The organism is Actinacidiphila epipremni (assembly GCF_012034175.1).
GTDB classification, from domain to species: domain Bacteria; phylum Actinomycetota; class Actinomycetes; order Streptomycetales; family Streptomycetaceae; genus Actinacidiphila; species Actinacidiphila epipremni.
Genome location: NZ_JAATEJ010000013.1, coordinates 85,697 through 105,008 on the forward strand (window position 1 = coordinate 85,697; position 19,312 = coordinate 105,008).

The following is a 19,312-nucleotide window of genomic DNA, read 5'->3' on the forward strand; positions in this document are numbered from 1 at the left end:
CGCCTCGCCCACGCGATCCCGGACATGTCCCGTCCGACAAGGAGAGTTGAGGACCACCCATGACGACGAACGAGGACCGGCTGCGCGACTACCTCAAGCGCGTGACGAACGACCTGATGCAGACCCGGCAGCGCCTGTCGGACAGAGAGGCCGAGCGGCACGAGCCGATCGCGATCGTCGCCATGGCGTGCCGCTACCCAGGCGGGGTGCGCTCGCCCGAGGACCTGTGGCAGGTCGTCGCGTCCGGCACCGACGCCGTCTCCGCCTTCCCCGGCAACCGCGGCTGGGACACCGCGGGCCTGTACGACCCGGACCCGGCGCGGACCGGCAAGTCGTACGCGCGCGAGGGCGGATTCCTGCACGACGCCGACGAGTTCGACCCGGCGTTCTTCGGCATCAGCCCACGTGAGGCAGTCGCGATCGACCCGCAGCAGCGCCTGCTGCTGGAGACCGCGTGGGAGGTCTTCGAGCGCGCCGGCATCCCCGCCGAGACCGTCCGCGGCTCGCGCACCGGCGTCTTCGCCGGTGTGATGTACGGGGATTACGGCGGCCGGATCCGCAAGGCCCCCGAAGGGCTTGAGGGTTACATCGGCACCGGCAGCGCGGGCAGCGTCGCCTCGGGCCGGCTGTCCTACACCTTCGGCCTCGAAGGGCCCGCGGTCACCGTGGACACCGCGTGCTCGTCCTCGCTGGTGGCGCTGCACCTGGCGATCCAGGCGCTGCGCGGCGGCGAGTGCGACCTGGCGCTGGCGGGCGGCGCGACGGTCATCGCCTCACCCGGCCTGTTCGTGGAGTTCAGCCGGCAGCGCGGCCTGTCGCCGGACGGCCGCTGCAAGGCCTTCGCGGCGACGGCCGACGGCACCGGCTGGGGCGAGGGCGCGGGCCTGATCCTGGTCGAGCGGCTGTCCGACGCCCGCCGCAACGGCCACCCGGTGCTGGCCGTCGTACGCGGCTCGGCGGTCAACCAGGACGGTACGAGCGGGCAGTTGTCGGCGCCCAACGGCCCCTCGCAGCAGCGGGTGATCCGCGCGGCGCTCGCCGACGCGGGGCTCACCCCGGCCGACATCGACGCGGTGGAGGCGCACGGCACCGGCACGACGCTGGGCGACCCGATCGAGGCGCAGGCGATCATCGCGACCTACGGGCGGGACCGCGCGGAGCCTTTGTGGTTGGGCTCGCTCAAGTCCAACATCGGGCACACACAGGCCGCGGCGGGGGTCGGCGGCATCATCAAGATGGTGCAGGGCATGCGGCACGGCCTGCTGCCGCGCACGCTACATGTGGACGAGCCGACGCCGCACGTCGACTGGTCCGAGGGCACGGTCCGGCTGCTCACCGACGAGCGGGAGTGGGCGACGCCGGAGGGCCGGCCGCGCCGCGCCGCCGTCTCCTCCTTCGGCATCAGCGGCACCAACGCGCACATCGTCCTCGAACAGGCCCTGGCGGGCGACGGGGAGGGCGCCGAGTCGGCGGAGGGCGCCGCGCCCACGGCCCCCGCCCCGTGGCTGCTCTCCGCGTCGTCGCAGGCCGCGCTGCGCGACCAGGCCCGGCGGCTGCACGCCTTCGTCGCGGCCCGCCCGGACCTGGTGCCCGCCGACGCCGCCCGTGTCCTCGCCGAGGGGCGCAGCCATCTGGAGCGGCGGGCGGTCGTGGTGGCCGACGACCGTGCCGAACTGCTGGCCGGGCTGGAGGACTTGGCCGAGGGGGTGCCCTCGGGCAACGTCGTCGAGGGCTCGGCGCGTGAGCACGGCAGGACGGTGTTCGTCTTCCCGGGGCAGGGCTCGCAGTGGGACGGCATGGCCCGCGAACTCCTCGCCACCTCACCGGTGTTCGCGAAGCACCTGACGCAGGCCGCCGAAGCCGTGGGTGAGTTCACCGACTGGGACCTGCTGGATGTGCTGAACGGCGCACCGGACGCGCCGCCGCTGGACCGGGTCGATGTCATCCAACCCGCCCTGTTCGCCGTCATGGTGGCCCTCGCCCGGCTGTGGGAGCACCACGGCGTGCGGCCCGACACCGTCGTCGGCCACTCCCAGGGCGAGATCGCCGCCGCCCACATCGCCGGCGCCCTCAGCCTGCACGACGCCGCCAAGGTCGTCACCCTGCGCTCCCAGGCCATCCACGCCCACCTCGCCGGCACCGGCGGCATGGCCTCCATACCCCTGTCACCGGAGGAGCTGGCGCCGCGGCTCAGCGCCTACACCGACCTGCACATCGCGGCCCTCAACTCCCCGACGTCCACGGTCGTCGCGGGGGACGCGGCGCAGCTTCAGGAGTTCGTCGAGGCGTTGAACGGCCAGGACGTCCAGGCCCGTACGATCCCGGTCGACTACGCCTCGCACACCCCGCACGTGCACACCCTCAACGACACCCTGCACGACCAACTCGCGGACCTGGCGCCCGTCGCGTCGGCCGTCACCTTCCACTCGACCCTGCACAACGAGGCCCTCGACACCACGCAGCTCACCGCGGCGTACTGGTACGACAACCTCGCCAACCCCGTCCAACTCGCCCCGGCCGTCCGCGATCTCACCGAATCCGGGCACACCACTTTCGTCGAGATCAGCCCGCACCCGGTCCTCGTCCACGCGCTCACCGACACCACGAGCGCTGCCGCGGCCCCCGTCCTCATCACCCCGACGCTGCGCCGGCACGACGGCACCCTGCACCGCTTCCACCTCAACCTCGCCGCCCTCACCGCCCACGGCCGGCCCTCAGCCTGGGCCGCCCTGCTCCCCACCGCGGCAACTCCCCCGCACGACCTGCCCACTTACCCCTTCCAGCACCGCCGTTACTGGCTGGAGGACGCCGCGGGCGGCGGCGACCCGGAGAGCCTGGGCCTGCGTACCACCCGGCACCCGCTGCTGACGGCCGCGACGACGCTCGCCGAGGGCGACGCGCTGCTGCTCACCGGCCGGGTCTCGACCCGCACGCACCCGTGGCTCACCGACCACGCCCTGCACGACACGCCGCTGCTCCCCGGCACCGCGCATCTCGAACTCGCGCTGCACGCGGCGCAGTTGCTGGACGGCCTGCATGTCGAGTCGCTGGCGCTCGGCACCCCGCTCGCGCTGCCGCCCGGCGTGGCCCTGGACCTCCAGCTCACGGTCGGGCCGCCGCGTGAGGACGGCCGCCGTGAACTCGCCCTGCACGCGCGGCCGGTCGACCAGGAGGCGGACGACGCCGACGAGGCCGCGCCGCTGCAACTCCCGTGGCTCCAGGCCGCGTCCGGCGTCCTCGCCCCCGCCTCCACCGCGCCGCCCGCCGAGCCGTCGCCGGCGGCCACGCCATGGCCCCCGCGCGATGCCGTCGAGGCCGATCCCGCCGCGATACGTGACCGGCTCGCCGACCTCGGGCTCGCGCCCGGCCCGGTCTTCGACGGTCTGCGCAAGGTGTGGCAGCACGGTGAGGCGGTGTACGCGGAGGTCGTGCTCCCGGAGCAGGACGCCGCGCAGGCCGGCCGCTTCGGCGTGCACCCGGCGCTGCTCGCCGCCGCCCTCCAGCCGGTGCTGGCCAGCGCGGGCGGCGTGGGCGGGGCCGTGCTGCTTCCCACCGCGTGGCAGGACGTCACGCTGCACGCCGTGGCCGCCACCGAGCTGCGGGTCGCCCTCACCCGTGAGGCGGAGGGGTACGCCCTGGCGGCGTACGACCCCGCGGGCGGGCCGGTGCTGACGGCTGCGGCGGTCGTGCTCGCCCCGGTGCCGGTCGGTGTCGCGCATGCCGTGTCCGGGGCGCGCCCGGACTGGCTCAGCGCCGTGGACTGGCCCGAACTGCCGTTGCCGCAGGGGGCGTCGGAGCCTGGCGCCTGGGCGGTGGTCGGCGGCGGGCTGCCCGGCGTCCAGGCAGCGCCCTACGCCACCGTCGAGGCCGTCCTCGACGCCCTCGCTCCGGCGGACGGCTCCGGCGCCGACCCGCGGCCCGACGAGGCCGCCGCGCCCGTACCCCCCTCCCACGTCGTGCTCGTCGCCCCCTCCGCCGCCGACGCCCTGCCGGCGTTGCGCGCCTGGCTCACCGACGCCCGGGCCACCGCCGCCCACCTCGTCGTCGTCACCCGGCACGCCGTCACCGCGGGGCCGGACGACGTGCAGGACCTGGCCCCCGCGCCGGTGTGGGGCCTGGTGCGGGCCGCGCAGTCGGAGCACCCGGGCCGGATCACGCTGGTGGACCTCGACGGCGAGGAGCGCTCGGCCGGCGCCCTGCCGGCGGTCGTCGCCTCGGGCGAGCCGCAGGCGGCGGTACGGGCCGGCGCCGCCCGGGTGCCGCGGCTGGTGCGGCAGACGCATGCGGACCTGCGCGACGGCGGCACGGGCATCGCCGCGGACGGCACGGTGCTGGTGTCGGGCGGTGGGGACCTCACCGCCGCGGTCGCCGGCCACCTGGTGGCCGCACTCGGCGCCCGCCGCCTCGTACTTCTCGGCGCGGACGACGAACTCCCCGAGCAGCTGGCCGCGTTGGGTGCGGACGTGGTCGTTGCGGACGGTACGGCGGCGGATCGGGACGCGCTCGCCGCGGCGCTGGCCGCGCTGCCGGGTGGCCAGCGGCTCACCGACGTCGTCCATGTGGCCGCCGCCCAGCCCCGCGAGCTGGTGACGTCGCTGGAGCCGGACGCCTTCGCCGCGGCTCTCGGCACGGCCGCCGACGCGGCCTGGAATCTGCACGAGCTCACGCTGGGCGAGGAGTTGACGTCCTTCACCGTGCTGTCGCCGGAGCCGGCGGCGACGCTCGGCGGTACGGGCCGGGCGCTCGCGGCAGCCGTGGGCGCCCAGTTGGACGCGCTGGCCCACCACCGGCGGGCCCTCGGGCTGCCGGCGGTCTCCGTCGGGTGGGGCCCGCGCGCGGAGGCGGCCGACGACGCGGCTCGCGGCGGCGGCCTGGTGCGCTTCGCGGCGGGCCGCAGCGCCGAGTTGGCCGGGCTCGCCCTGCGCGCCGCCCGGCCCGCGCTGCTCGCCGCGCGGCTCGACCGCTCGGGCCTGGCCGCCGCCGCGGAGGCCGGGCTGCTGGCGCCGCCGCTGCGGTCGCTCGCCGGGACCGTACGCACCGCGGCCACGGGCGGTGCGGCGGCGGGCGGTTCGCTCGCCGCGACGCTCGCGGGCTTGCCGCGGCCCGAGCAGAACCGGGCGCTGCTGGACGTCATCCAGGCGCATGTCGCCGCCGTGCTCGGGCACTCCGACCAGGGCGCGGTCGAACCGGCCCGCGCCTTCAAGGAGTTGGGCTTCGACTCGCTCACCGCGGTCGAGCTGCGCAACCGGCTCGCCGCCGCGACCGGCCTGAAACTGCCCAGCACCCTGGTCTACGACCACCCGTCGCCGCGCGCCCTCACCGACTTCCTGCGCACCGAACTCCTCGGCGCCGCGGCCGAGTCGGCAGCCGGGGGCGTGACGCGCGGCGGCGGGTACGACGGGGAGCCGATCGCGATCGTCGCGATGGCCTGCCGCTACCCGGGCGGGGTGCGCACGCCCGAGGACCTGTGGCGGGTCGTCGCGGACGAGGCCGACGTCATCTCGCCCTTCCCCGGCAACCGCGGCTGGGACCTGGACCACCTCTTCGACCCCGACCCCGAGCACGCCGGCACCTCGTACGCGCGTGAGGGCGGCTTCGTGCACGACGCGGACGGCTTCGACCCGGCGTTCTTCGGGATCAGCCCGCGCGAGGCCACCAGCATGGACCCGCAGCACCGGCTGCTGCTGCAGACCGCGTGGGAGGCCTTCGAGCGGGCCGGCATCGACCCGACGTCGCTGCACGGCTCGCGCACCGGCGTCTTCGCGGGCGTCGTCTACACCGACTACGGCTCGCGGGTGCGGCTGCCGGCCGACATGGAGGGCTATCTGGGATTCGGTGCCGCGGGCAGCATCGCCTCGGGCCGGATCGCCTACACGCTGGGGCTGGAGGGCCCGGCCGTGACCGTGGACACCGCGTGCTCGTCGTCGCTGGTGGCGCTGCACCTGGCGGTGCGGTCGCTGCGCAGCGGCGAGTGCGACCTGGCGCTCGCGGGCGGCGCGACGGTGCTCGCCCACCCCGACATCTTCGTCGGCTTCAGCCGGCAGCGCGGCCTCGCGCCGGACGCCCGCTGCAAGGCGTTCGCGGCGGGCGCCGACGGCACCGCCTTCGGTGAGGGCGTCGGGCTGCTGCTGGTCGAACGGCTGTCGGACGCCCGGCGCAACGGCCACCACGTGCTGGCCGTCGTGCGCGGCACCGCCACCAACCAGGACGGCGCCTCGAACGGCCTCACGGCCCCCAACGGCCCTGCCCAGCAACGGGTGATCCGTGCGGCGCTCGCCGACGCGGGGCTGACGCCCGCCGACGTGGACGCCGTCGAGGCACACGGCACCGGCACCACGCTCGGCGACCCCATCGAGGCGCAGGCCATCATCGCGACCTACGGGCAGGAGCGCGCGGAGCCTTTGTGGTTGGGCTCGCTGAAGTCCAACATCGGCCACACGCAGGCCGCCGCGGGCGTCGGCGGCATCATCAAAATGGTGCAGGCCATGCGCTATGGGCTGCTGCCGCGCACGCTGCATGTGGACGAGCCGACACCGCACGTCGACTGGTCGGCCGGCGCGGTGGAGTTGCTGACGCAGGCCCGGGAGTGGGCGCCGAACGGCCATCCGCGGCGGGCCGCCGTCTCCGGCTTCGGGATGAGCGGGACGAACGCGCACGTCGTGATCGAGGAGGCGCCGCCGGCCGCGCAGGAGGAGGCGGCGGTGGCCGCGGACCCGGGCGCGGCGGACGCGGCCGTACCGCAACTGCCCGCGCCCTGGCTGCTGTCGGCGTCCACCGAGGCCGCGCTGCGGGACCAGGCGCGACAGTTGCACGCCTACGTCCTCGCGCACCCGGAGCTGCGGCCGGCGGACGCCGCGCGCGTCCTCGCCGAGGGCCGTCCGCTGCTGCACCACCGGGCGGTCGCCGTCGCCGACGACCGTACGGAGCTGCTGGCGGCACTGGAGGCCCTGGCGGCGGGTGCGGAAAGCCCGGACGTGGTCCTGGGCACGCCGCGGGGATCGGCGGGGAAGACGGTGTTCGTCTTCCCGGGGCAGGGCTCGCAGTGGGACGGCATGGCCCGCGAACTCCTCGCCACGTCACCGGTGTTCGCCGACCATCTGACCCAGGCCGCCGAAGCCGTGGGGGAGTTCACCGACTGGGACCTGCTGGATGTGCTGAACGGCGCACCGGACGCGCCGCCGCTGGACCGGGTCGATGTCATCCAACCCGCCCTGTTCGCCGTCATGGTGGCCCTCGCCCGGCTGTGGGAGCACCACGGCGTGCGGCCCGACACCGTCGTCGGCCACTCCCAGGGCGAGATCGCCGCCGCCCACATCGCCGGCGCCCTCAGCCTGCACGACGCCGCCAAGGTCGTCACCCTGCGCTCCCAGGCCATCCACGCCCACCTCGCCGGCACCGGCGGCATGGCCTCCGTACCCCTCTCACCCGAAGACCTGCACTCCCGCCTGGACGCCTACACCGACCTGCACATCGCCGCCCTCAACTCCCCCACCTCCACCGTCGTCGCCGGGGATGCCGCCGAACTCCAGCACCTGGTCGAGACGTTGAACGGCCAGGACGTCCAGGCCCGCGCCATCCCGGTCGACTACGCCTCGCACACCCCGCACGTGCACACCCTCAAGGACACCCTGCACGACCAACTCACCGGCCTGGCGCCGGCCACCTCAGCCATCACCTTCCACTCCACCCTGCACAACGAGGCCCTCGACACCACCCGGCTCACCGCCGCCTACTGGTACGACAACCTCGCCAACCCCGTCCAACTCGCCCCTGCCCTCCAGGCGTTGGCCGAGACCGGGCACACCACCTTCGTCGAGATCAGCCCGCACCCGGTCCTCGCCCACGCGCTCACCGACACCCTCGCCGACACCGGCACCGACGCGCTCATCGCCCCGACCCTGCGGCGCCACGACGGCACCCTGCACCGCTTCCACCTCAACCTCGCCCACCTCACCACCCGCGACCACCCCAGCACGTGGACGGCCGCGCTCCCCGCCGCCGCGACTCCCCCGCACGATCTGCCGACCTACCCCTTCCAGAACCAGCGCTACTGGCTGGAGGGCCCGCCCGCGCAGGCGGACGCCGGCAGCCTGGGCCTGACCGCCGCGGACCACCCCTTCCTCACCGCCGTCACGACCCTCGCCGAGGGCGACACGCTGCTGCTCACCGGCCGCATCGCGCCCCGCACCCACCCCTGGCTCACCGACCACGCCCTCACCGGCACCCCGCTGCTCCCCGGCACCGCCCTGCTCGACCTCGCGCTGACCGCCGCCCAGGAAGCCGGCGGCCTCGCCGTCGAGGAGCTGACGTTGGAGGCCCCGCTGGTCTTCACGGCGGCCGGCGGTGTACGGGTGCAGGTCGCGGCCGAGGCGCCGGACGAGGCCGGGCGGCGGCGGGTCACCGTGCACTCCCGGCCCGACGACCCGGACGCGGAAGCGGACGAGTGGACCCGGCACGCGACCGGCGTGCTCGCCCCGGCTCCCGCCCCGGCGCAGGCGTCCGGGACCGGCACGCCGTGGCCGCCCGCCGGCGCGGCACCGCTCGACACCGAGGACCTCTACGAGCGGCTGGCCGGGCTCGGTTACGCGTACGGGCCGGCGTTCCGCAACCTGACCGCCGCATGGCGCTCGGCGGACGGCGCAACGGTGTACGCGGAGGTGGAGCTGCCCGACGAACTGCACGCGGACGCGGCCCGGTTCGCCGTCCACCCGGCGCTGCTGGACTCCGCGCTGCACGCGCTGGCGCTCGGCGAATTCCTCGGCGAGGGCGTGCGGTTGCCGTTCGCCTGGTCCGGCGTGCGGCTGCACGCGGTGGGCGCGACGGCGCTGCGGGTGTCGGTCGCGCGCGGTCCGGCGCAGGACACGGTGGCGGTTGCCGTCGCCGACCCCGAGGGCGCGGACGTGCTGGAGGCGCGGGAGCTGACACTGCGGCCGGTCCCGCAGGACCAGTTGCCCACCCGTCCGGCCCACCCCTCCGCCGGGGACGCGCTGTTCGCCCTGGAGTGGACACCGCTGCCCCAACCGGCCGCCACCGACGAGCCGTTGCCGCCGTACGCGCTGCTCGACACGGGTGACGCGGCGGCTCTCGACCCGGAGGTGCTGGGCACGCCGGTACGGGCCGGCGACGCGGTGCTGGACCTGCTGTCCTGGCGCGGCGGCGAGTCGGAGGCCGACGTCCCGGAGGCCGTCGAGGAGGGCGTACGGGCGCTGCTCGCCCGGCTCCAGGGCTGGCTCGCGGCCGACGACCGGCCGTACGCGCGGCTCGTGGTCCTCACCGAGCGGGCGGTCGCGGTGCGGCCGGGCGACCCGGTGGACCTCGCGGCGGCCCCCGCGTGGGGCGTGCTGCGCAGCGCCGCGACCGAGAACCCGGGCCGGGTCGCCGTCGTGGACTGGGACGGCACGCCCGCCTCGCTGCGGGCGCTGCCCGCGGTCCTGGCCACCGCGGAGCCGCAGGCGGCGCTGCGGGACGGCGCCGGATACGTACCGCGGCTGGCCGCCGCCGCGGTGCCGGCGGAGCTGCCGCTGCCCGCGGACGGTGCGGCCTGGCGCCTGGAGACGCCCGGCGGTTCGCCGGACGACCTGCGGGCCGCGCCGCACCCGGCGGCCGAAGCGCCGCTCCGGGCGGGCGAGGTGCGCCTCGCGGTACGGGCCGCGGGGCTCAACTTCCGTGACGTGCTGACCGTGTTGGGCATCGTGCCGGTGGGCGCGCCGCTGGGCACGGAGGCGGCGGGCACGGTCCTGGAGACCGGCCCGGGCGTCAGCGGACTCGCCGTCGGCGACCGGGTGTTCGGGCTGGTGCCCGGGGCGGTCGGCCCGGTGGCCGTCGCCGACCGGCGGCTGCTCGCGCGTATCCCCGACGGCTGGTCGTACGCGCGGGCCGCGGGAGTCCCGGCGGTCTTCGCCACCGCCTACCACGGACTGGTGGAGCTCGCGGGCCTGCGCGCCGGGGAGCGCGTGCTGATCCACGCCGCCACCGGCGGGGTCGGCCTCGCCGCGCTGCAACTGGCCCGGCATGTGGGCGCGGAAGTCTACGCCACGGCGAGCCCCGGCAAGTGGGGCGTGCTGCGGGCGGCGGGCCTGCCGGCCGAGCGGATCGCCAACTCCCGTGACACCGGCTTCGAGCCGGCCTTCGACGGGGCGACCGGCGGTGCGGGCGTGGACGTCGTCCTGAACTCCCTGACGGGCGAGTTCATCGACGCCTCGCTGCGACTGCTGCCGCGCGGCGGCCGGTTCGTCGAGATGGGCATCGCCGACCTGCGCGACGCCGCCGAGATCGCCGCGCGGCATCCGGGCGTCGCCTACCAGCCGTTCGAACTCCTCGACATGGATCCGGAGACCGTCGGCCGCTCGTTGGCGGCGGTGCTGGACCTCTTCGAGCGGGGTGTCCTGGAACCGCTGCCGGTCACGACCTGGGACGTACGCCAAGCGCCCGCCGCCTTCCGGCACTTCGCCCAGGCGCGGCACATCGGCAAGAACGTGCTGACGCTGCCGGCGTATCGGCCGGCGGCTGACGAGCCCGGCGCCGGCGGCTTCGGGCCGCACGGCACCGTGCTCATCACCGGCGGCACCGGCACCCTCGGCTCGTCGCTCGCGCGGCATCTGGTCGCGGTGCGCGGGGTGCGGCAACTGCTGCTCACCGGGCGGCGCGGGGCCGACGCTCCGGGCGCGGCGGAACTCGCCGCGGAGCTGGCGGAGTTGGGCGCGGATGTACGGATCGCGGCGTGCGACGTCGCCGACCGGGCCGCGCTCGCGCGGCTGCTGGCGTCGATCCCGGCGGAGCAGCCGCTGACGTCGGTGATCCACGCGGCGGGCGTCCTCGACGACGGCGTGCTGGGCTCGCTCACCGGTGAGAAGGTCACCGCGGTGCTGCGGCCGAAGGCGACCGCGGCCTGGCACCTGCACGAGCTGACCCGCGGCCACGACCTCGCGCACTTCGTCCTCTTCTCCTCCATGTCGGGGCTGCTCGGCGGCGCGGGCCAGGCCAACTATGCGGCGGCGAACGTCTTCCTGGACGCCCTCGCCGCCCACCGCCGCGCCGAGGGCCTGCCCGTGACCTCGCTCGCGTGGGGCATGTGGGCCGACGCGAGCGGCATGACGGGGCACCTGGACGCCACGGACCTGGCCCGTATCGCGCGCGGCGGGCTCGCCCCGATGTCCTTCGAGGACGGCTGGGCCCTCTTCGAGGCCGCGCTCGCCACCGGTCTGCCCGCCGCGGCCCCGGCGCAACTGGACCGGGCGGCGCTGCGGGCCCGCGCGGGGTCCGGCGACCTGCCGGCGGTGCTGCGCTCGCTGGTCAAGGCGCCCGCGGTGCGCCGCGCGGCGGCCGGCGGCCGGGCGGGCGGCGGCGAAGGCGGCCGTTCGCTCGCGGAGCGGCTGGCGGCCCTGCGCGAACCCGAGCGCGAGCCGCTGCTGCTGGCGCTGGTACGCGACCAGGTCGCGGCGGTGCTCGGGCACGGCCGGGGCGACGACATCGCGCCCGAACGGGCCTTCAAGGAGATCGGGTTCGACTCGCTGACCTCCGTCGAGCTGCGCAACCGGCTCGGCACGGCCAGCGGGCTCAGGCTGCCGACGACGCTGGCCTTCGACTTCCCGACCCCCGCGGCGCTCGCCGGTCACCTGCTCGGCCTGCTGGTCCCGGAGGCCGACCCGGTGGCCGAACTCGACCGGCTGCTCGCGTCCGTGACCGCGGAGCACGCCGAACTGCCCGCGCTGCGGGAGAGGTTGCGGGCCGCGCTGCGGCAGTGGGAGTCGGCGACCGGGCCGGCCCCGCAAGAGGAGGAGGACCTGGCGGCGGCGACCGACGAGGAGCTGTTCCGCGCGCTGGACGAGGAGTTGGACGCGCAGTGAGCGCGCCACGGGCACATGAGCCGCGGATGCGGCGTACGGGACGGTGTGTGGAGCGGCGTGCGGGACGGCGTATGGGACGGCGTATGGAGCGTTCAGGACGTTCGGGAGAGGGAGCATGAACAACGAGGACAGGCTGCGCGACTACCTCAAGCGCGCCACCGCGGATCTGCGCCAGGCCCGGCGCCGCATCCGCGAGTTGGAGGACCGGGAGCACGAGCCGATCGCGATCGTGGCGGCCGGCTGCCGCTTCCCCGGCGGGGTCGACTCGCCGGACGCGCTGTGGCGCCTCGTCGCCGGCGGCGTGGACGCGGTCGGCGGCCTGCCCGACGACCGCGGCTGGGACCTGGACGCGCTCTACGACCCGGACCCGGACACCCCCGGCACCGCCTACACGCGCGAGGGCGGCTACCTGCACGACGCGGCCGGCTTCGACGCGGCCTTCTTCGGCATGGGCCCGAGGGAGGCGGTGGCCGCCGACCCGCAGCACCGGCAGCTGCTGGAGGTGGCGTGGGAGACGTTCGAGCGCGCCGGCATCGCGCCGGGCGGTTTGCGCGGCAGCCGTACGGGGGTCTTCGCGGGCGTCGTGTCGCAGGCGTACGTGCCGCCGCCGGACCGCGTACCGGACGGCTACGAGGGCCACTTGATGACCGGCAACGCCACGAGCGTGGCCTCCGGCCGGATCGCCTACCACCTGGGTCTTGAGGGCCCGGCGGTCACGCTGGACACGGCGTGCTCGTCCGCGCTGGTCGCGATGCACCTGGCCGCGCAGTCGCTGCGCCGCGGGGAGTGCGACCTGGCGCTCGCGGGCGGCGTGACGGTCATGGCGACGCCTGTGCTGCTGGTGGAGTTCAGCCGGCAGCGCGGCCTGTCGCCCGACGGCCGCTGCAAGGCGTTCTCGGCGGCGGCCGACGGCACCGGCTTCTCCGAAGGCGTCGGGCTGGTGCTGCTGGAGCGGCTGTCCGACGCGCGCCGGGCCGGCCGTACGGTGCTGGCCGTGCTGCGCGGCTCCGCGATCAACCAGGACGGCGCGTCCAATGGCCTGACGGCCCCCAACGGCCCCGCCCAGGAGCGGGTCATCCGCGCCGCCCTCGACGACGCGCGGCTGCATCCGCACGACGTCGACGCCGTCGAGGCGCACGGCACCGGCACGGTGCTCGGCGACCCGATCGAGGCGCAGGCGCTGCTCGCCGCGTACGGCGCGGGCCGCCCTGCGGACCGGCCGCTGCGGCTCGGCTCGGTGAAGTCGAACATCGGCCACACGCAGGCCGCGGCGGGCGCGGCGGGCGTGATCAAGATGGTCCACGCGCTGCGCCACGGCCTGCTCCCCCGCACCCTGCACGTCGGCGAGCCGACGCCGCACGTGGACTGGGAGCGCGGCGGCGTCGAGCTGCTGACCTCGGACGTGCCGTGGCCGGCGACCCCGGACCGGCCGCGGCGCGCGGGCGTGTCGTCCTTCGGCATCAGCGGCACGAACGCCCACGTGATTTTGGAGGAGGCCCCGGCGGAGCCCGTTGCCTCCGGCACGAAGCCGGGCACGCCGGCCGCCGGGGCAACGCTCGCGGGGGCCGCCGACGCAGGGGCCGCGCCCGCGCAGGCGTCGGCTGGGGAGCCGGACGCCGCGGCTGCGGACTCCGTGCCCGGGCGGGCCGCCTCCGCCAGCTCCGAGTTCACCCCGGCCTCCGTGGAGGCCACCACCGGCGCCGAAGACGCCTCCGCCGTATGGCCGTTGTCCGCCCGGACGGAAAGCGCCCTGCGGGCGCAGGCCGGGCGGCTGCTCGAACGGCTCGCGGGTGAGCCGGAGTTGGACGCCGTGGGCGTCGGGCGGACGCTGGCGCTCGGGCGGACGGCGTTCGCGCACCGGGCGGTCGTGCTGCCCGGCGGGCGGGACGCGCGGCTGGCCGCGCTCGGGGCGCTCGCCGCCGGGCGGGCGTCGCGGCACGCGGTGCGCGGGACGGCGGGCGGGCGGGTGCCCGTGGCCTTCCTGTTCACCGGGCAGGGCAGCCAGTACCCCGGCATGGCAGCCGACGCCGCAGCCGCGTACCCGCTCTTCCGTACCGCGCTGGACGAGGTGTGCGACGCCTTCGCCCCGCACCTCGAACGGCCCCTGCGCGAGCTGCTGTTCGCCGCCCCGGGCAGCGCGGAGGCCGAGGCGCTGGACCGCACGGCTTATGCGCAGCCCGCGCTCTTCGCGGTCGAGGCCGCCCTCCACCGGCTGCTGACCCACCTGCTGGGCGCGCCCGAGCATGTCGCCGGCCACTCGCTGGGCGGAGTGAGCGCGGCCTATGCGGCGGGCGTGTTCTCGCTGGAGGACGCCGTACGGCTGGTCGCCGCGCGCGGGCGGCTGATGCAGGCGCAGCCCCAGGGCGGCGCGATGCTCGCGTGCGAGGCGTCCGAGGACGAGGTCGCCGCCGTGCTCGCCGGCATCGAGGGCGCGTTGGCGGTCGCGGCGGTCAACGGGCCGCGGGCCACCGTGGTTTCGGGCGACGCGGCAGCCGTCGAGGCGGTCGGTGCCGTCTTCGCCGGGCGTGGCCGGCGCACCAAGCGGCTGCGGGTCAGCCACGCCTTCCACTCCCCGCACATGGACGGCGCGGTCGAGCCCTTCCGTGCGGTGGTGGCCGGCCTGACCTTCCACCCGCCCGCGCTCGGCCTGGTCTCGGACGTGACGGGCGCACCGCTGACGTACGAAGAGCTGCGCGAACCTGGCTACTGGGCACGGCAGTTGACGTCGCCGGTACGGTTCGCCGACGCCATGGGCACCCTGCACGCGGCGGGCGTACGGGCGTATGTGGAGGTCGGCCCGGACGCGGTGCTGACGTCGATGGTGCCGGGCGTGCTGCCGGACGAGGAGCCGGTCGCGGTGCCCGCCCTGGTACGGGACCGGCCGGCGCGCGAGTCGCTGGCCGCGCTCGTGGCACGGCTGCACACGGTGGGCGCGCCGGTGCGCTGGGACGCCTGGTACGACACCGGCGGCACCGGCCCGCTGCCGCCCGCGGACCTGCCGACATACCCCTTCGAGCACACCCGCCACTGGTGGACCGGTGTGGACGTCCCCGCGGGGCCCGCGCCGCGCGCGGAGGTCACCGCGCTGACGCCCGCGCTGCGGGAGGCGTCGCTGCTGGACCTGGTGCGCGAGCACGCCGCCGACGTGCTGGGCCACGGCTCGGCGGACGCGATCGACGCGGAGGCGAACTTCCTGGAGATCGGCTTCTCGTCCTTCACCGCGCTGGAGGTGCGCAACCGGCTGTGCGAGGTGACCGGGCTGCTGCTGCCGCCGGTGCTGCTGTACGACTACCCGACGCCGGCGGCGGTCGCCGGGTTCCTGGAGGAGCAGATGGCCGCGGCGTGACCGGCCCGGTGGCAGCGCGAAGGAGCCGGCCCCTTCTCCAGGGGGCCGGCTCCCGTTGTGCACCCCACCCGGACCAGCGCCTCGCAGGCCGGGAGTCCTCGCGCCGCGCTACCAGACGACGGGCAGCCGCAGGATGCCCTGCACGGACCCGCCGGGCTTGACGCCCAGCGCGTCGACGGGCGCGGCGGCCCGCAGCGTCGGGATGCGGGTGACCAGTTCGCGCAGCGCGATCTCCAGCTCCGCGCGGGCCAGGTTCTGCCCGATGCACTGGTGGACGCCGTAGCCGAAGGCCAGGTGGTGGCGCGTCCCGCGCAGCACGTCGAAGGTGTCGGGGTCGTCGAAGACCTCGGCGGAGCGGTTGGCGGCGGCGTTGGGCAGGTAGACCGCGTCGCCCTCGCGCAGCACGACCCCGGCGATCTCGATGTCGGCCTTGACCACCCGCTGGATCTCGTCGGCGACCGACAGGAACCGCAGCAACTCCTCGACGGCGCCCGGCGCGACGGCCGGGTCGGCGCGCAACCTGTCGGCCTGCTCGGGGTGTTCGAGCAGGGTGAGGACGCTCAGCGCCATCATGTTGGCGGTCGTCTCGTGGCCGGCGACGAGCATGAACATCGCGATGGTGGAGAGCACGTCGCGCTCCAGCTCACCGGTGTCCAGCCGCTCGGTGATCAGCTCGTCGAGCAGTCCCTCGGGCCGGGCCCCGGCGGCGAGCCGCGCCTGCTTGTCGACGACCAGCCGCTCGAAGTACGCGATGAGCGTGGCGCTGGCGTCGGCGGCCTCCTGCGCGGTGCTGGTGGCCATGAGCATCTGCCGGGTCTGCTCCTCGAAGAACTCGTGGTCCTCGTAGGGGACGCCGAGCAGCAGGCAGATCGTCGTGGACGGCACGGGCAGCGCGAAGGCCGGCACGAGGTCCACGCCGGGGCCGGCCGCCAGGACCGCGTCGATCCGCTCGGTGACGATCCGCAGGATCGCCGGCCGCAGGTCGTTGACGCGCTTGACGGTGAAGCTGCCGATGAGCATGCGGCGCAGCACGTCGTGCTCGGGCGGGTCCATGCCGACCAGCGCGGTCAGCTTCGTGGCCGCCATCCGCGGCACCAGCACCGGGAAGTCCGGCCGGCTGCGGTCCGACGACAGCCGCGGGTCCACCAGCAGCTGCCGCGTCTCGGCGTATCCGGTGACGACCCACGCGACGCGCCCGTCGTAGAGCTGCACCTGGGCGAGCGGCCCCTCCTCGCGCAGCTCCGCGTATCCGGCGGGCGGGTGGTACGGGCACCCCCTGGCCATCGGGAACCGCGGCAGCGCCTCGGTCACCGCCCCACCCGCGCCGACCCCGACCGTACTCATGAAGGCCCCCTCGCCCACCCGGCATTGGTGACGAGCATGATGAGCAGCCCCGGTAAAGCCGCGCTAAATCCGGCCGCGGACCCGCTCGCGGTCACCGTGCGTGACACTTCTCCACCCTCGGGTGGGGGGCGAATTTCCACCTGCGTTCCACCCGAGGGTTGAGGGAATCGGAGCGCTCACGGCCGATATTCGAAGCATGACGACTTCCGACTGGATCATCGACATCGCCCTGCTGCTGGTGGTCTTCCGCCAGATGCGCGAGGAGCGGCTCACCGCCCGGACGATCCTGCTGCCGCTCGCGCTCGTCGGCTGGGCGGCCAGCCGCTACCTGCACGACGTGCCGACGGCGGGAAACGACCTCGTCCTCATCGGGCTCTTCACCGGGATAGGAGTCGCCTTCGGCGTGGCCGGCGGCCTGCTCACCCGGGTCAGGTACGCCGAAGGGCACGTCCGGATCAAGGCCGGGATCGGCGCGGCGGCGCTGTGGGTGATCAGCATGGGCTTCCGCCTCGGGTTCGCCGTGTGGTCCTCGCACGCCTCGGGCGAGCGGCATCTGGGCCACTTCTCCGTGGCGCACGACATCACCGGCGCCCAGGCGTGGGTGGCCGCGCTGATACTCATGGCGTTCGGCGAGGTCATCTTCCGGCTGGGCACGATCGTCGCCCGCGGCCAGGTCCTCAGCAGCCGTGTCGCGCGGGCCCGATCGACGACACTGGTGCCCGGGCGCGACACGGCCGCCCGGGAGCGAACCCGCCAGGAGGCGTAAGTGACGGGATGTGACGGTACGGGAAGGGGGCCGCGCGGATGGTGAGCGTCCGCCGGCAGCCGGTCTCACGACGGGAGGCGGCCGGGGCGGCGACCGTGATCGCCGGCGGGGCGTTCTCGGTCGTCGCCGCCTCCGGGACTGCGGCGACGATCGCGGTGGCGGTCCTGGCGGTGTGCGGCGAGCTGGCCTTGTTCCTGCGCCGCCGGATCGTGCCGGCCGAGCTGTCCGCCGTGGCCGTGGCGGTCGTGATCGGCACGGGCCTGGCCATCACCGTCGTGGCGCCGCAGGGCCTCGGGCTGATCCCGGTGCTGGCCGGCGCGTCGGTCCTGCCGCTGAGCCTGCCGGCCGGCCCGTCGCGGGGTGCGGCGATCGCGGTGGTCTCGGTCGGCTTCGGCGTCACGATCGCGGCGGTGTCCGACAGCTACGCCGGGCTGCTGGCGGGGACGGGCGCCTGGTTCGTCGCCGACCGGACGGTCGAGCACGAGGCGGTGCAGGTGGAGCGGGACCGGGCGCTGGCCCTGCTGGCGGAGGTGGAGGCGTCCCGGCACGCGGTGCGGGAGGCCGCGGCCGGTGAGGAGCGCAACCGGATCGCCCGGGAGATGCACGATGTGCTCGCGCACAGCCTGGCGGGGCTTTCGGTGCAGTTGCAGGCGATCCGGGCGGTGGCCGGCCGGGAGGGCGCGCCGCCGGCGCTGACCGGGCCGATCGACCGGGCGGCGCAGCTGGCCAGGGACGGCGTGCAGGAGGCGCGGGCCGCGGTCGGGGCGCTGCGCGCGGCGCCCTCCTACGGGGTGGAGGCCGTCGAGGGCCTGGTCGCGGGCTTCCCCGGCGAGGCGCGCCTGGAGGTCACCGGCCGGCCCCGGCCGCTCGCGCCCGAGACCGGGCACGCCGTGTACCGTGCGGTCCAGGAGGCCATGACGAACGCGGCGCGCTATGCGACCGGCAGCACGATCGAGGTCCGCATGGCGTGGGAGGAGCGGCAGTTGCTGGTCGGCGTGCGCGACGGCGGGCTGCCGGCCGGCCGCCGGCCCTCCGGCGTCAAGGGCGGCGGTACGGGTCTGCGCAGCATGGCCGAGCGGATCGAGGCGGTCGGCGGCACGCTGGCGGCGGGACCCGAGCCCGGCGGCGCGGGGTGGCGGATCGGCGTCCGGGTGCCGGTCGCGCCGGGCGGCCCCGGGGAAGCCGGCGGGAAGGCGGAGAAGTGACCATTCGGGTGCTGGTCGCCGACGACCAGGCGGTGGTACGGGACGGGGTCGTGCTGCTGCTGACCTCGGCGGAGGACATCGAGGTGGTCGGCGAGGCGGGCGACGGGCGTACGGCGGTACGGCTGGCCGCGGAGCTGCGCCCGGACGTGGCCCTGGTCGACCTGCGGATGCCGCTGCTGGACGGCGCCGAGGTGACCGCGCGGGTCACGGCGGCGGAGATCGGCGTACCGGTGCTGATCCTCACCACATACGCCGACGACGACGCGGTGCTGCCGGCGCTGCGGGCCGGGGCGGGCGGCTACCTGACCAAGGACGCCACCGGCGAGGCGCTGCTGGCCGCGGTGCGTGATGTCGCGGCCGGGCGCACGGTGCTCGACCCCGCCGTGCAGCGCCGCCTGGTGCAACTGGTCGTCACCGACCCGTCCCCGACGCCCGCGCCCGGGATGCCGCCCGAGGCGGAGGGGCTGACCCGCCGGGAGATCGACGTCGTACGGCTCGTCGCGCAGGGCCTGAACAACCGCCAGGTGGCGAAGGAGCTGGTCGTCGGCGAGGCAACGGTCAAGACACACCTCAACCACGTCCTGGCCAAGCTCGCCATGGACGACCGCGCCACCCTCATCGCCTGGGCCTGGCACCACGGCCTGGCAGACCGCACCCCCAACGACTGACCCACCGCCCGCCCAAGCCACGCCAGCCCACCCGGCCTGCGCACCTGCCCGGCCCGCAGGGTTCGCATGCCCACCCGGCCAACACGCCCGCCTGCCCCGGGCGCCGGCCCGCCCCGCCGCCCGCGGTAAATCGGTTT

General features: G+C 75.9%; 5 protein-coding genes and 1 pseudogene. 5 read left to right on the forward strand and 1 reads right to left on the reverse strand.

Annotation, left to right across the window (positions count from 1 at the left end; genetic code table 11):
- Positions 1-101: 101 nt before the first annotated feature.
- Together HCN08_RS17630 and HCN08_RS17635 are read left to right on the forward strand one after the other, a co-directional pair.
- Positions 102-11,846, forward strand: a pseudogene (locus tag HCN08_RS17630) (SDR family NAD(P)-dependent oxidoreductase); the annotation flags it as partial.
- A gap of 115 nt (positions 11,847-11,961) precedes the next feature.
- Complete coding sequence (locus HCN08_RS17635) at positions 11,962-15,192, forward strand: type I polyketide synthase (protein ID WP_167984069.1); 3,231 nt, start codon at positions 11,962-11,964, stop codon at positions 15,190-15,192.
- A gap of 108 nt (positions 15,193-15,300) precedes the next feature.
- Here HCN08_RS17635 and HCN08_RS17640 read toward each other — a convergent pair whose 3' ends face one another.
- Positions 15,301-16,536 (reverse strand): cytochrome P450, encoded by a 1,236-nt coding sequence (locus tag HCN08_RS17640; RefSeq protein ID WP_206318905.1) that lies wholly within the window; start codon positions 16,534-16,536, stop codon positions 15,301-15,303.
- Between the two features lie 196 nt (positions 16,537-16,732).
- On the opposite strand from HCN08_RS17640, the gene HCN08_RS17645 reads away from it, so the two are divergent.
- From HCN08_RS17645 to HCN08_RS17655, 3 genes are read left to right on the forward strand one after another with little or no spacing between them, the layout of a single operon-like run.
- Positions 16,733-17,302, forward strand: coding sequence for a hypothetical protein (locus tag HCN08_RS17645; protein WP_167984070.1), 570 nt, complete (start codon positions 16,733-16,735; stop codon positions 17,300-17,302).
- 38 nt (positions 17,303-17,340) lie between these two features.
- Positions 17,341-18,507, forward strand: coding sequence for a sensor histidine kinase (locus tag HCN08_RS17650; RefSeq protein WP_167984071.1), 1,167 nt, complete (start codon positions 17,341-17,343; stop codon positions 18,505-18,507).
- Positions 18,504-19,175, forward strand: a complete 672-nt coding sequence (locus tag HCN08_RS17655) for a response regulator (RefSeq protein ID WP_167984072.1) — start codon at positions 18,504-18,506, stop codon at positions 19,173-19,175. Before HCN08_RS17650 ends, HCN08_RS17655 begins: the two co-directional genes overlap by 4 nt.
- Positions 19,176-19,312 lie beyond the last annotated feature (137 nt).

What these genes read in the sequence shown, in the direction of transcription:
- HCN08_RS17635 (WP_167984069.1), top strand. Translation starts at nt 11,962, where the DNA reads ATGAACAACGAGGACAGGCTGCGCGACTACCTCAAGCGCGCCACCGCG.
- HCN08_RS17640 (WP_206318905.1), bottom strand. Translation starts at nt 16,536, where the DNA reads ATGAGTACGGTCGGGGTCGGCGCGGGTGGGGCGGTGACCGAGGCGCTG.
- HCN08_RS17645 (WP_167984070.1), top strand. Translation starts at nt 16,733, where the DNA reads ATGACGACTTCCGACTGGATCATCGACATCGCCCTGCTGCTGGTGGTC.
- HCN08_RS17650 (WP_167984071.1), top strand. Translation starts at nt 17,341, where the DNA reads ATGGTGAGCGTCCGCCGGCAGCCGGTCTCACGACGGGAGGCGGCCGGG.